Here is a 15128-nt window from a genome sequence, read left to right as displayed (position 1 = left end):
TTCACTGACAACTTTAAACACTTATTTACCTTAAACGAAAAGACTGAGTAGTACACTTATGCTATTGTTTAAGATATGAACACCCATACTGTACTCGATACGCTTAGTCTTATAATATGTTATCGCAAGACCAGCTGACATAATACCATAGATGACAATTGTCTGAAGCGTAAATGCTGAGTGACCAGCCATAAAGAGAAGACTGGAAATAACAAGACCCGTCTTAAAGTATTTTCCAAAGAGCACCTTGGCTAAGAGTCCTCTAAAAATGATTTCTTCCATAATCGGAATAATAAAACCGGCGACTACTAGGTAAAGATAGAATGGTACGTGGGCAAAGATAGCATTTAAAGCATCTTGATTTTCCATAGTCGCATTGTGTGTTAACTGACCAATAAAATACCCTAGAAGATCACCTAGGAAAAAGATGACGAGATTAAGAGAAGCAATCGCAACGAGACGTCTCCAATTAATCTCTTTAAGCGATAAGAGTTTAAATCTATAAGCAATCACGATAAAAATAGCCAAACTCCCTAATGCCCAAATACCGTAACCTATTTGCTCCACAAGTAAAAACTTACCATCCTGAGTAAGTAGCGGGAAAGCACCTAATAGTGTTAAATCTAAGATTAGTAGAGTGAGCGCTAAAACAATAACACCAATTTTCTTCATGACTTGTTTAAACATATCTTTTCTCCTTAATCTTCCTCAAAAATAAAGACTTCTTCAATAGTCTTTCCAAAATATCTAGCAATTTTAAAAGCCAGTTCCAACGACGCATTATAGCGACCTTTTTCGAGTGAAATGATGGTCTGCCTCGTGACCCCCATCTCATCTGCTAACTCTGCCTGACTAATCTTATTAGCCTTGCGAAGTTCCTGAATTTTTGTTTCCATGTGGCACCTCAACCTTATCGTTTATTCTCAAATAGTTAAACTCCTTACTTTTCTTTGTTAAGTTAACTTTACATTTATAGTATAGTTCACTTTACATGTTTTGTAAAGTCTTTTTTACATTTTTTGTAAAGTTTTCTTTACTTATAGAATTACACATAAATAGAAATATTCGAATGATTCTGTCAGTGCATTCAAAAAAGCTAGCCAATCACTCAGCCAACTTTTCTGGTCTTATCAAATTTTTGATAACTTATTTAGTTTTAAGGCGCTCAACATCACGCGCAATCACCAACTCTTCATCTGTTGGGATAACAAATACTTTAACAGCTGACTCTGCTGTTGTAATGTCGCCTACATGTCCAAAGACATTCTTTTCAGGATCCACTTCAATACCAAACCATGTGAGACCATCCAAAACTGAAGCACGAACTTCTGCAGAGTTTTCACCAATACCTGCTGTAAAGACAATCGCATCCGCTCCGTTCAAAACGCCAAAGTATTGAGCGATATATTTACGCAAACGATCCACATAAAGATCATAGGCCAAGGCACATTTTTCATCACCAGCATTTTTTCCAGCAATGATATCACGCATATCGCTTGATTTTTCAGAAATACCAAGGAGACCTGATTCCTTATTAAAGACGTGACGAATACGCTCAGCATCTGCCATTTCAGGCTCACGATCGATAACGAATGGAATAATCGCAGGGTCAAGATCCCCTGTACGTGTTCCCATCATAACGCCACCAAGTGGTGTCAATCCCATTGATGTGTCTACTGATTTACCACCATCAACGGCAGTAATTGAAACACCATTTCCCACATGGGCTGTGATAATCTTAGTTTCTTCAATTGGTTTACCTAACAACTTAGCTGCTTCTTGAGAAACATATTGGTGGCTAGTTCCGTGTGCTCCATACTTACGGACTTGGTAGTCTGTATAGTAACGATTAGGCACTGGATAACGGTAGGCCACTTCCGGCATAGATGTATGGAAGGCTGTATCAAAAACAGCAACACTTGTAATATCTGGGAGGAGCTCCTTAAAGGCACGAATCCCTGAAGCTGCACCTGGATTGTGTAAAGGTGCTAAGGCTGACAATTCTTCAATCTTAGCCAAGGCATCTTCATCCACCAAGCTTGATTCTTTGAAATATTCTCCACCAGCAACCACACGGTGACCAACACCTGTAATTTCATCATAGCTCTTGATAATATCAAAACGAATCAAATCATCAAGCAAGATTTTTACTGCCTGAACATGGTCAGCAATATCTAGAGTTTGCGATTCTGAACGGTCATCAAATTTTACTGTTGAAACAGAATCTTTCAAGCCGATACGTTCAATCAAACCCTTAGCAAGAACAACTTCATCTGGCATCTCATATAGTTGCCATTTCAAGCTTGAGCTTCCTGCATTAATTGCTATTGTTTTTGTCATAAGCCACCTCTTTGTAAAACGCTTTCAATAATATAGTCCTATTCTAACATGTTTTGCTAGAAAATGGAATTATCTGATTTCCATTTTTGGAAATTCTCTGTAAAATCTTTGAGGACCTCTGGGTTTTGCAAATCGCTAAGTGGATAAACAAAGGTCTCAGGAGCATTTTCAGTTTGTTTTTTAAGCACAAAGATAGACTTCATGTTATGTTTATTGCCAAAAGCTGCTTCTGGAAGAGTGATAACGGCAATAATATCAGCATAGCCTGATAGCCATTTCTTAAGCAAATCACTTTGTGGGCTTGTCAAAAGATTAGTTGGTGCCAAAAGAATAGCAATACCATCTTTCTTCAAGTACTTGAGTGATTGCTCCATGAGAAGGTGATGGGCATAGGTGTGTTCACCAGTTGCTGCAACCTTGAAACGACTCGCAATTTCATCATTAGGGTAGTAACCAACAGGTAGGTCACTAATAATAACATCACTCTCTTTGAGAATATGTGGTCGAACAGCATCTTCTTGAATGTAAACTGCACTTGAATTCACCACATCAGCAATACTAGCTGACAAATCGATAAGGAGATCGTCAACTTCCATTCCCATATAATTAAGGGTTTTCTGACTATTATTTAGAAGAGTTTCAGCCAAGTTTCCTGTCCCCGAACCAATCTCCAAAACATCTAATTGGTCGTCCTTGGTCAAACCTTCAAGTAGGTAAAGAATGATAAATCCAATAGCATCAGGTGTAAACTGGTGATTGGCTTGTAAGGCTTCCAATTGCCCTAGCTTGATAAACAAGAACTGAAAAGCACGACGCCACTCCTCTTTGCTTAGATTAAGGGCACGTAATTTCTTGTTGTTTTTGATGATGACTTCATTAGCTACCTCAGCCCCCAAATAATAGGAATTTTGCTCAATAAGCGCATCGTAAGCATGGGTTCCAAGATCATTTTCAATGGTTTGGACATTTTCTAACAACAGCTCAAAGGCTGTCTCAATTGCTTCAAAATTCATGATTTCCTCCGTCCTTCTATCATATCAAAAAGGAAAGAGAATTTCTATTTCTGCTCCTGCTTCTTCACATAACGATAGGTCTTGATTTGGCCTTTACTGGCAACTCTAACAATCACTTGTTTGTCCTTAACCTCGTAAGTCGTAGTTCCCTGAGAAAAACTAAAAGCACCTGCTTCCTTGTCCGCCAAGTCCATGGTCATCTCTGCCATGAGACGACTCTGACTGGAGATCATTTGCGCTTGGTTCTGTCTAGAGCTAGCAACCACCCGCTCCAGATAAACATGCAGAAGAAGTGTGAAAATGCCAGCCATAAAAAGAGCGTAGAGAAGAACGCCTCCCCTAACCTGTTTTTTCAAAAGCATAAACAAAACTCCTTTGTAGCCCATTTTTAAGAGTCACTTGGATGGTGACTATCTGGTTATTTTGGCTAATTGTACTAGCTTTTACATTGAAAAGCATGGGTTGGTAACCTCGACCGTCAGCATTTGTTTTTCGAAAATCAGTAGCACTTGAAAGTCCAAAAGCTAAGTCTTGATTATCCTGCTTGACATAGAGTTTGTTCCCCTCTACCTTTACCAACTGACAACCTTCTAATTCTGCCTCCATTTGTTGGACAAATAGGAGCCAGTCTTGGTTTTCTTGTTGTTTGACCTGCTTAACATTGCTCACCAATACTGTAGTCAGACCTTGATAAACTTGAATTGAACCAGCAATCACCAATAGAGCTACTAGACATTCCAAGAGGGTAAAAGCACGAACCTTGCTATTGAGAGACATGAATAATCTCCTTTCCTGATTCATAAACCGCGATACCTTGCTGGCTACGTTTTACCGTCACTGTGATCCCATTTAAGGTCAACTGATCCTGTTTTGTCTGAACTGCCATGGTTGCCACACTCAAGACCTCCTGTTGGTGGAGATTCCTAGCCATTAGCCTACGATTGGTATTGATCTGATCCAAGATAAGACCACTGACGAGTACTAAGACAGCCATTGCTACCAAACTTTCGATAAGAATATAGCCTCTAAGAGACCGTCTTTTTATATTTACCGCTGCCCATGTTAAGCTGATAGGTCACCACCTCCTTATCACTTGAAAAACGAATCTTTGTGAGGCTAGAGTTGCCTCCTTTGGCATCAAACACTAGCGTCTGCCCCTTATCCAGATGTATATTTTTAGGAATCACCAGACTTGATTTTCCGTTACTGATTTTATCCTTGGACAACTGCAATTCAACATTGGACCCTTCCGCCGCTGCCAAGCGCTGACTATCTCGGTATAGGTACTCAAAGCGCAGATAAAAAAGATTAGTCTCAACCTGCTGAAAAATACCTGTGACTGAGCCTGATAAACTCAGAGTGAGAAAGGCAACCACTGCTAGAGTCACCAGACTCTCCAACAAGGTAAAGGCTCTAATTGGCCACTGAGCGGCTTTCGCCACCATGTTTCGCATAGTAATCATTGTATGAATCTGCCTGTTTTTGCGTGATTTGACCTTCTGAAACAAGAGCTGCTAAACTAGCTGTCTTATTATTTTTCATTTCATAAAGTTCTGCTTGAGAGTCCACGACCTTGACCACAGCCGCATTTCCAGTCTCTTTAACAGAATCCTTCTGCTTACTCAAGTTAGGAACAAAAAGTAAGAGGAGAATACTGATAATGAGAAGCACGACCAGCATTTCAATCAGCGTAAAAGCACGTAATTTTACGGCATTCAATTTTTTCAACATCAATTTCATGACATCATTCCTTCCATATTTTGATACATTGGTAATAGCATAGCTGCATAGATCATTACAATCACGACAGCAACAATAACAAAAATGAGGGGTTGCACAAAGGTTGTTGCCTTATTAAGACGGTTAAAGAAAGCCTGCCAAACCTCTTCAGCATAGACTTCTAACTCATAGCCCAACCTAGCATTGGCCTCTCCATAAGCAATAATTAAGGATAGCTCCTTAGTGAAAAATGGGTGAGTAGCAATTCGGTCAGGAAAACTCTGTCCTAGCATCAAGGCTTCCTCTAAATCAGCCCCCAGCTCACGAAAAAGCTTGGACTTTTGCTCTTTCATTAGAGCAACTAAGTCTAGCAAGTCAATACCTTGCCCTAAGAGATTTCCCCATTCTCTAGCATAATAGGCAGTCGTATATAGCCTGACAGTTTGGCCTATAAAAGGGATTTTTGCCATTCGTCGATAAAAGACAAGGGCTGACTGGCGTTTCACCCATAGATAGAGAATTAAGCTTAATACAAGAAGTCCGCACAAAGTCACAAAAAAGAGCTGGGGAAAAATTTGAACCAACTGTACAGCCCAATTCTCCTTACCATCCCCCTCTAACAGTTGAGGCAGAAGATAATTTTTGAGCCCCAACATAATCAGAATCAGGAAACCCAGAAGTAGAATAGGATAGGTCGCTACCTCCATGAGTTTCTTACGAACCTTGGTCATACGAAGCATGTAGGTTTCAATCTTGGTTAAACTCCCTAGAAGATTACCGTGCTTATCAGCAAGGGCAATCTGAGTAACAATATTGTCCGAAAAACCTACTGACGCAAACATCTGGTCCAACCTGTCGCCTCGCATTAAGCTCGCTTTCATAAGAGACAAGGACGATTCTTTCAACAAGTGACTTCGCTCCAAAAAGGCTACGATTTCAGTCAAGGTAAACCCTGCCTTTAAAAGTTGTTTGAAAAGCTGGATAACCTTGAGTTGCTGATTAATCTTTAATTTTTTCCCCTTGGATATCCCCTTCAGTGAGATATCCTTGTTTAACCAAGCCTTCCAACTGCTGGTTCCAGTTGGTTGACGAATGGCTTTGGAAATTTTCACTGGCAAAATCAATCACACCTCCTCCCTTAATCAGACGCATGTAGGCAATCCCTTGAAGGGCATTATCCAACTCGGACTTATCTACACCAAGGTCCAGAAGACGCTCATAAACACCTGCCACACTCTTTGCGTGAATAGTTGAAAGAACAGTCACTCCCGTCAGACTAGCTCTAATAACCGCTCGAGCAGTCTCCTTATCTCGAATTTCTCCAATAATCAAAACATCCGGGCGGTGACGTAATGATAGCTTAATCAAATTATCATAGGTCATGTCAATTGCTTGATTCACCTGGAGTTGCAAGACATTATCCTGTTTGATTTCCACAGGATCCTCAATCGAAATCACCTGCTGCCCCTTAAAACGCTCCTGAACCAACTCATGCATAAGCGTAGTCTTTCCAGAACCAACGGGACCTGCAAAGAGATATAAGCCACGATAATCCAAAGCATCCATAATAGGCTGGATTCCTTGATTCCAGTACACTAATTCTCGACGTTCAGAATGTAGAACACGAATAACTAAACTTTCTAAGCCGCGATAATCCCCTACGGTAGACAAACGCAGAGAAACCCTTTGACCATCACCACAATCATAGTCACAGGAACCTAGTTGACTCCTACGCTTCTCACCCACCATCATTCCCGCCACAAATTTAAAGTGACCAATAAGACTAGCCATGAAATCAGGCCGATATACATCAATTAATCTCCTCTCCTGGCCAACTCGCATATAGAGCTCATAATTTTCCTGACGTGGAATGACATAGATGTCTTGAGCCCCACAACTATCAGCATTTTTGATCATTTCCTTAGCAAATTCTGTTACCATAAGGACCTCCTCATAGACCTATTCGTAAAAAGTTTAAGAAAATGAAAAAAAGCTCGAAATTTTCGAGCTTCTGGATTATTTAACGTTTAATTTTACAGTGGGCATGATTTGGAAGGTCATTTCGCTTTTCATATCCCGGACGGTATTTTTCCTCAGGAATTTCCTGCCAATCATCCAAAAGAGCAATCGATTGATAGACCTGCAGGTATTCGTCACACTCCTCACACCAGTGCTTATCCTCTTGATCCCAAAAAGCAGTCATGACACTACTACGGCTGATATAACTTGGCAAGGTTTCTTCCATCGCAAACCAAAGTTTTTTATAGTACTTGAGGGCATCGTAAAAATTTTCAAATTCCTTAGTACTGATGATATCCTCTTGCCATCCTTCTAGGAACCACCACGGTTCCAAATCCCCTTTCATTTCAACTACTTGGTACATTTTTCTTTCTCACTTCATCTTTGGTGTTCTTATTATACAAAATTTTCTGGAAAAGATAAAAAAAATGGTCTTATATTTTATATTTATCAAAAATAGAAGATATTCTAGTCATATAAATACGAAAAGAACCCACAATTCATTGTGAGTTCTTTTGCTTTCATTTTAGTCTTCAGATGATTCCACAATTGCTTCATCAACAGCAATGTTTTCAATAACTTCAACTTCGTTAACTGAAAGTGGTTCAATGTTACGGTAACGAGCCATACCTGTACCAGCAGGGATAGTCTTACCAATGATAACATTTTCTTTAAGACCAAGGAGATGGTCTTTCTTACCACGGATAGCTGCATCTGTAAGGACACGTGTTGTTTCTTGGAAGGAAGCCGCTGACAAGAATGAATTTGTTTCAAGTGAGGCTTTCGTAATACCAAGAAGGACTGGACGAGATGTTGCAGGAATACCACCAGAGATAACAATATCCTTGTTAGCATCTGTGAAGTCAGAAATGTCCATAAGTGTACCTGGAAGGAGATCTGTATCACCTGGATCCATAACACGTACTTTACGAAGCATTTGACGAACCATTACTTCGACGTGTTTGTCACCGATTTCTACCCCTTGGCTACGGTAAACTTTTTGTACTTCTGCAAGAAGATAAGTTTCAACTGACAAGGTATCACGTACTTCAAGGAGACGTTTAGGTTGGATTGAACCTTCTGTCAAGGCCGCACCACGGTGTACTTCGTCACCAACTTCAACTTTCATACGAGCTGTAAATGGAACAACGTATTCACCCATTCCAGTCTTACCTTGAACGAAGACTTTCTTAGTACGTGTTGCAGCATCTTCTTCGATTTCAATAACAGTACCCTTAACTTCAGTGATAACCGCTTCCCCTTTAGGATTACGTGCTTCAAAGATTTCCTGGATACGTGGAAGACCCTGTGTGATATCGGTATTTGAGGCTACCCCACCGGTGTGGAAGGTACGCATAGTAAGCTGTGTACCAGGTTCCCCGATAGATTGAGCGGCGATAGTACCAACTGCTTCACCAACTTCAACCGCATCACCTGTTGCCAAGTTGATACCGTAACAGTGACGGCAGACACCGTGACGTGTGTTACATGTAAAGACTGAACGGATAGTTACTTCTTCAACACCAGCATTGACAATAGCAGCAGCCATGTCTTCAGTAATCAAAGTATCTGGACCTACGATTACTTCACCTGTTGTAGGATTCTTAACTGATTTCTTAGTGTAACGACCTTGAAGACGTTCTTCAAGTGTTTCCGTAACTTCTTTACCATCAGTAATCGCACGGATGAGAAGACCACGGTCTGTTCCACAGTCGTCTTCACGGATGATAACATCTTGGGCAACGTCAACCAAACGACGAGTAAGGTAACCTGAATCGGCTGTCTTAAGGGCCGTATCGGTCATACCTTTACGCGCACCGTGAGTAGAGAAGAACATTTCCAAAACGCTCAAACCTTCACGGAAGTTTGAAAGGATAGGCAATTCCATGATACGTCCGTTAGGAGCGGCCATCAAACCACGCATACCGGCAAGTTGGGAGAAGTTAGAGATGTTACCACGAGCTCCTGAGTCCATCATCATAACGATTGGGTTCTTAGGATCTTGTGTTTCAATCAGACGTTTTTCAAGGGCTTCTTTCGCTTCACGCCATGTTGTTGTAACAGCAACATAACGGTCATCATCTGTCATCAAACCACGACGGAAGGCCTTGTTAATTTCTTCAACACGGTGGTGAGCAGCATCGATAATTTCTTGTTTGTTATCGATAACTGGGATATCGGCGATACCCACTGTCAAACCAGCAAGTGTTGAGTGGTAGTAACCAAGGTCTTTCAAACGGTCAAGGAAGGCTGATGTTTCAGTCGTACGAAGACGTTTGAAGGTTTCAGCGATGATGTTACCAAGATTTTTCTTCTTGAATGGTGCATTAATTTCCAAACCATCAATAACTGTTTGGATATCTTGACCTGGTTCAAGGAAGTACTTATCTGGTGTACTATCTGTCAAGTTCTCATTTGTTGTTTCTTGAAGATATGGAATTTCTGCTGGGATGATCGAGTTAAAGAGGATCTTACCAACAGTTGTAACCAAAATCTTGTGAAGTTGGTTTTCTTTCCAAGGTTTATCAGGCATGCTGTCTACTGCAATACCTACACGGCTATGCAAGTGAACATAACCATTACGATAAGCCATAACTGCCTCATCAATATCCTTGAAGACCATACCTTCACCCTCACGGCCTTCTTCTTCCATAGTCAAGTAGTAGTTACCAAGAACCATATCCTGAGATGGCGTTACGACCGGTTTACCGTCTTTAGGGTTAAGGATGTGTTCAGCCGCAAGAAGGAGCAAACGTGCTTCAGCTTGAGCTTCTTCAGACAATGGAACGTGGATGGCCATTTGGTCACCGTCAAAGTCGGCATTGTAGGCCTCACATACCAATGGGTGAAGACGAAGGGCCTTACCATCAATCAAGACAGGTTCAAAGGCCTGGATACCCAAACGGTGGAGGGTAGGTGCGCGGTTAAGAAGTACTGGGTGTTCCTTGATAACATCTTCAAGAATATCCCAAATACGTTCATCACCACGTTCAACCATACGTTTAGCGGCTTTCACGTTACCTGCGTATTCACGCGCAACGATTTCACGCATCACGAATGGTTTGAAAAGTTCGATGGCCATCAAACGTGGCACACCACATTGGTACATTTTAAGTGTTGGACCAACGGCGATAACGGAACGTCCAGAGAAGTCAACACGTTTACCAAGCAAGTTTTGACGGAAACGACCTTGTTTACCTTTAAGCATGTGACTCAAAGATTTAAGTGGACGACTACCTGGTCCAGTAATTGGACGACCACGACGTCCATTATCGATAAGGGCATCTACCGCTTCTTGCAACATACGTTTTTCGTTTTGCACGATGATACCTGGGGCATTCAATTCAAGCAAACGAGCCAAACGGTTGTTACGGTTGATAACACGACGATAAAGATCGTTCAAGTCAGATGCCGCAAAGCGTCCACCATCCAATTGAACCATTGGACGAAGGTCTGGTGGCAATACTGGCAAAATGTTAAGAACCATCCATTCTGGTTTGTTACCAGACTTATAGAAGGCATCAAGAACGTCCAAACGACGCACAGCTTTAACACGTTTTTGACCAGTTGCTGTCTTCAACTCTTCTTTGAGTTCAGCAATTTCAGCTTCCAAATCCACTTGTTTCAAGAGATCTTGGATAGCTTCTGCACCCATTTTAGCGACAAATGAACCATGTCCATACTCTTGCAATTTTTCACGATATTCACGTTCTGTCAAGAGAGATTTTGGTTCAAGTGGTGTTTCCTTTGGATCGATAACCACGTAAGCTGCGAAGTAGATAACTTCTTCAAGCGCACGAGGGCTCATGTCCAAAGTCAATCCCATACGAGAAGGGATTCCCTTGAAGTACCAGATGTGTGATACTGGTGCTTTCAACTCGATGTGACCCATACGTTCACGGCGAACCTTAGCACGTGTTACTTCAACACCACAGCGGTCACAAACGATACCTTTATAACGGATACGTTTGTATTTTCCACACGCACATTCCCAGTCTTTAGTAGGACCAAAGATTACTTCGTCGAAGAGACCTTCGCGTTCTGGTTTGAGCGTACGGTAGTTGATTGTTTCAGGTTTCTTAACTTCACCATAAGACCATGAACGGACCTTAGTTGGTGAAGCTAGTGTGATTTGCATACTTTTAAATCGATTTACGTCAACCACTAGTATTACCTTTCTTTTGTTCTATTGACAATAGCAGCGCTATTCTCACCTTTATCAGCTACCTTAGCAGAGAGTGTGAACTCCCTCTCTAAAGCTTATTTTATTCTGTTTTATCTGAAGCTTCTTCTTTAGCTTTTTCTAATTCAGCTGCTTCTTTGGCTTGTTGTACACGTGCTTTTTCAAGATCATCGACGTGCATGACATCGTCGTCTTCACCTTCATCAAGATCACGCAATTCAACTTCGTAGTCATCCTCATCAAGGACACGCATATCAAGACCAAGTGATTGCAATTCTTTAACAAGTACTCGGAATGATTCTGGTACACCTGGTTTTGGAATTGGTTTACCTTTAGTGATAGCTTCATAGGCTTTCAAACGTCCGTTAACGTCATCTGACTTGTAAGTCAAGATTTCTTGAAGGATATTTGATGCACCATAAGCTTCAAGGGCCCAAACCTCCATCTCACCGAAACGTTGTCCACCAAATTGTGCTTTACCACCAAGAGGTTGTTGGGTAACAAGTGAGTAAGGACCTACTGAACGAGCGTGAAGTTTATCATCAACCATGTGGTGAAGTTTGATCATGTACATGACACCAACTGACACACGGTTATCAAATGGTTCACCTGTACGTCCATCGTAAAGGATTGTCTTAGCATCACTATCCATACCTGCTTCACGAACAGTATCCCAAAGGTCTTCTGAGCTTGCTCCATCAAAGACTGGTGTTGCGATGTGGATACCCAAGTTACGAGCAGCCATACCAAGGTGAAGTTCCATAACCTGACCGATGTTCATACGTGATGGCACCCCAAGAGGGTTCAACATGATATCAACCGGTGTACCGTCTGGAAGGTAAGGCATGTCTTCAACAGGAACAATACGAGAAACAACCCCTTTGTTACCGTGACGACCGGCCATCTTATCTCCGACCTTGATCTTACGTTTTTGAGCGATGTAAACACGAACAAGCATGTTAACACCTGATTGCAATTCATCACCGTTTGCACGTGTGAAGATTTTAACATCACGAACGACACCATCACCACCGTGAGGTACACGGAGTGATGTATCACGTACTTCACGAGATTTATCACCAAAGATAGCGTGGAGAAGACGTTCTTCAGCAGAAAGGTCTTTTTCACCCTTAGGTGTTACCTTACCAACAAGAATGTCACCTTCTTTAACCTCAGCACCGATACGGATAATACCCATTTCGTCAAGGTCTTTGAGGGCTTCTTCACCAACGTTTGGCAATTCGCGTGTAATTTCTTCAGGCCCAAGCTTTGTATCGCGTGTTTCTGATTCGAATTCTTCCAAGTGAACAGATGTATAAACGTCATCTTTCACAAGACGCTCACTCATGATAACGGCATCCTCGAAGTTGTAACCTTCCCATGTCATGTAAGCGACGATAGGGTTTTGACCGAGGGCCATTTCTCCACCTTCCATAGATGGACCGTCAGCGATAAAGTCACCTTTTTCAACAATATCGCCAACCTTAACCAAAGTACGTTGGTTATAGGCAGTACCTGAGTTTGAACGACGGAATTTTTGAATAGTATAAACATCAAGAGAACCATCTTCACGACGAACTTCAACTTTATCAGCATCAGAGTAGACAACTTTACCGTCGTGTTGAGCGATAACTGCAGCTCCTGAATCGTGGGCAGCTTGATATTCCATACCAGTACCAACATAAGGTGCTTTAGGGTCAATCAAAGGCACAGCCTGACGTTGCATGTTGGCACCCATGAGGGCACGGTTAGAGTCATCGTTTTCCAAGAAAGGAATACATGCTGTCGCAACGGCAACTACCTGTTTAGGAGAAACATCCACGAAATCTACAAGGTGTGATGGGTACTCTTGGTTATTACCTTGATGACGACCCATAACGATTTCTTCTGCAAATGTTCCATCTTCGTTCAATTTAGAGTTAGCCTGAGCAACTGTGTACTCATCTTCTTCGTCGGCAGTCAACCAAACTACTTCGTTGGTTACTTTACCAGTTGCACGGTCAACCTTACGATATGGTGTTTGAATGAAACCATACTTGTTAAGGTGTCCGTATGAAGACAAGTTATTGATCAAACCGATGTTAGGTCCTTCAGGTGTTTCAATTGGACACATACGACCGTAGTGCGTGTAGTGCACGTCACGAACTTCATATCCGGCACGGTCACGTGTCAAACCACCAGGTCCCAAGGCTGACAAACGACGTTTGTGTGACAACTCTGACAATGGGTTGTGTTGGTCCATGAACTGTGACAACTGTGAAGAACCGAAGAATTCTTTAACAGCTGCGGTTACAGGGCGAATATTGATGATTTGTTGTGGTGTCAAGACTTCGTTATCTTGAACTGACATACGCTCACGTACGTTACGTTCCATACGAGCCAAACCAATACGGAATTGGTTAGCAAGCAATTCACCAACGGCACGGATACGACGGTTACCAAGGTGGTCGATATCGTCAACTTTACCGATACCTTCAGCAAGGTTGAGGAAGTAGCTCATTTCAGCCAAGATATCCGCTGTTGTCAAAGCACGAACTTTGTCATCTGGATTGGCATTACCAACAATTGTAACCACACGATCTGGATCATTTGGTGCAACAACCTTGAATTTTTGAAGAACAACAGGTTCTGTAACCACCGCATAATCATTTGGTGTGTATACAAATTTGTTCAAATCACCATCCAAGTATTCTGCGATTGAATCAATCACATCACGTGTCATTTCAGTACCAGCTTCAACAAGGATTTCACCTGTTTCAGGATCTACCAAATTTTCAGCAATTGTTTGTCCCAAAAGACGTGTCTTGATGTTAAGTTTTTTGTTGACTTTGTAACGACCAACAGCAGCCAAGTCATAACGACGTGGATCAAAGAAACGAGCTACAAGCAAGCTACGTGAGCTGTCGGCAGTTTTTGGTTCACCTGGACGAAGACGTTCATAAATTTCTTTAAGCGCTTCATCAGTACGTGAATCTGCTGGGTTTTTGTGGATATCTTTTTCAATGGTGTTACGAACCAACTCGCTATCACCAAAGATATCAACAATTTCGTCATCACCTGAGAATCCAAGCGCACGCACAAGCGTTGTGAATGGAATCTTACGTGTACGGTCGATACGAGTGTAGGCGATGTCTTTTGAATCCGTTTCAAGCTCAAGCCATGCCCCACGGTTAGGGATAACTGTTGATCCATAACCCACTTTACCGTTTTTATCAACCTTATCGTTAAAGTAAACACCAGGTGAGCGCACCAACTGAGAAACGATAATACGTTCACCACCATTGATGATGAAAGTACCCATCTCAGTCATAATAGGGAAATCTCCGAAGAAGACTTCCTGAGTTTTGATTTCACCAGTTTCTTTGTTAATAAGACGGAAAGTCACAAAGATAGGTGCTGAGTATGATGCATCGTGGATACGAGCTTCTTCAAGTGTATACTTAGGCTCTTTCAATTCGTAACCAACGAATTCCAATTCCATAGTGTCTGTGAAGTTTGAGATAGGAAGTACATCCTCAAAAACCTCTTTAAGACCAGTATCCAAGAATTCTTTGAATGAATCCGTTTGGATTTCAATCAAGTTTGGTAAATCAAGAACTTCTTTGATTCTTGAAAAACTACGACGGGTACGATGTTTCCCGTATTGAACGTCATGTCCTGCCAAGTCTTCTACTCCTTTTCTACATTCGAGACCTGCTTTGCAAGTCGTGCACTTTAAATATTTGTCTTCTGCCTTTTTCAGTTGCTTGTCCCAATAACAAGTGATTAAACATCAAGATCTACTTAACTGATTAATAATAAGCGAAAAAATTATTCTGTGAATTTTTAGAAGCTTTAAATATGCGTTACAACAC

14 protein-coding genes are annotated in these 15128 nt (G+C 41.5%); all 14 read right to left on the bottom strand.

Annotated features, from left to right (window positions below; all coding sequences use genetic code 11):
* Window positions 1–30 precede the first annotated feature (30 nt).
* The gene (locus HMPREF1519_RS02250; protein ID WP_002885876.1) at window positions 31–687 is read right to left on the bottom strand and encodes a CPBP family intramembrane glutamic endopeptidase; all 657 of its coding nucleotides are present in this window, start codon (window positions 685–687) and stop codon (window positions 31–33) included.
* Between the two features lie 11 nt (window positions 688–698).
* Window positions 699–896, bottom strand: coding sequence for a helix-turn-helix transcriptional regulator (locus HMPREF1519_RS02245; protein WP_002885716.1), 198 nt, complete (start codon window positions 894–896; stop codon window positions 699–701).
* A 250-nt stretch (window positions 897–1146) separates the two neighbouring features.
* Window positions 1147–2340 carry an acetate kinase gene (locus tag HMPREF1519_RS02240; RefSeq protein ID WP_002885831.1) on the bottom strand — a complete coding sequence of 398 codons (1194 nt, stop codon included), beginning with the start codon at window positions 2338–2340 and terminating at the stop codon, window positions 1147–1149.
* 56 nt (window positions 2341–2396) lie between these two features.
* Window positions 2397–3353, bottom strand: a complete 957-nt coding sequence (locus HMPREF1519_RS02235; protein WP_022496101.1) for a class I SAM-dependent methyltransferase — start codon at window positions 3351–3353, stop codon at window positions 2397–2399.
* Window positions 3354–3397: 44 nt separating this feature from the next.
* Complete coding sequence (gene comGG / locus HMPREF1519_RS02230) at window positions 3398–3715, bottom strand: competence type IV pilus minor pilin ComGG (RefSeq protein ID WP_021144683.1); 318 nt, start codon at window positions 3713–3715, stop codon at window positions 3398–3400.
* Window positions 3693–4130: a competence type IV pilus minor pilin ComGF gene (gene comGF / locus HMPREF1519_RS02225; protein ID WP_022496100.1), complete on the bottom strand. Its 438-nt coding sequence runs from the start codon at window positions 4128–4130 to the stop codon at window positions 3693–3695. The genes comGG and comGF overlap by 23 nt, the downstream gene beginning before the upstream one ends.
* Entirely contained in the window at window positions 4117–4347 is a 231-nt protein-coding gene (comGE, locus tag HMPREF1519_RS02220) for a competence type IV pilus minor pilin ComGE (RefSeq protein WP_002887015.1), read from the bottom strand. Before comGE ends, comGF begins: the two co-directional genes overlap by 14 nt.
* 31 nt (window positions 4348–4378) lie before the next feature.
* On the bottom strand, window positions 4379–4807 hold the full coding sequence (gene comGD, locus HMPREF1519_RS02215) for a competence type IV pilus minor pilin ComGD (RefSeq protein ID WP_014632541.1): 429 nt from the start codon (window positions 4805–4807) through the stop codon (window positions 4379–4381).
* Window positions 4767–5081 carry a competence type IV pilus major pilin ComGC gene (comGC, locus tag HMPREF1519_RS02210; protein WP_037611125.1) on the bottom strand — a complete coding sequence of 105 codons (315 nt, stop codon included), beginning with the start codon at window positions 5079–5081 and terminating at the stop codon, window positions 4767–4769. The genes comGD and comGC overlap by 41 nt, the downstream gene beginning before the upstream one ends.
* Window positions 5082–5089: 8 nt before the next feature.
* Window positions 5090–6190: a competence type IV pilus assembly protein ComGB gene (gene comGB / locus HMPREF1519_RS02205; RefSeq protein ID WP_156024868.1), complete on the bottom strand. Its 1101-nt coding sequence runs from the start codon at window positions 6188–6190 to the stop codon at window positions 5090–5092.
* Entirely contained in the window at window positions 6072–7013 is a 942-nt protein-coding gene (gene comGA / locus HMPREF1519_RS02200; RefSeq protein ID WP_022496097.1) for a competence type IV pilus ATPase ComGA, read from the bottom strand. Before comGA ends, comGB begins: the two co-directional genes overlap by 119 nt.
* A 79-nt stretch (window positions 7014–7092) precedes the next feature.
* Window positions 7093–7455 (bottom strand): DUF1033 family protein, encoded by a 363-nt coding sequence (locus tag HMPREF1519_RS02195; protein WP_002887019.1) that lies wholly within the window; start codon window positions 7453–7455, stop codon window positions 7093–7095.
* 162 nt (window positions 7456–7617) lie between these two features.
* A complete protein-coding gene (gene rpoC, locus HMPREF1519_RS02190; RefSeq protein WP_022496096.1) occupies window positions 7618–11256 on the bottom strand; it encodes a DNA-directed RNA polymerase subunit beta' in 3639 nt (1212 codons plus the stop codon).
* 100 nt (window positions 11257–11356) lie between these two features.
* The gene (gene rpoB / locus HMPREF1519_RS02185; RefSeq protein ID WP_002885744.1) at window positions 11357–14938 is read right to left on the bottom strand and encodes a DNA-directed RNA polymerase subunit beta; all 3582 of its coding nucleotides are present in this window, start codon (window positions 14936–14938) and stop codon (window positions 11357–11359) included.
* Window positions 14939–15128: the final 190 nt, after the last annotated feature.

The organism is Streptococcus sp. SR4 (genome assembly GCF_000517725.1).
Taxonomy (GTDB): domain Bacteria; phylum Bacillota; class Bacilli; order Lactobacillales; family Streptococcaceae; genus Streptococcus; species Streptococcus salivarius_F.
This window is presented reverse-complemented; position numbering and strand designations above follow the sequence as displayed.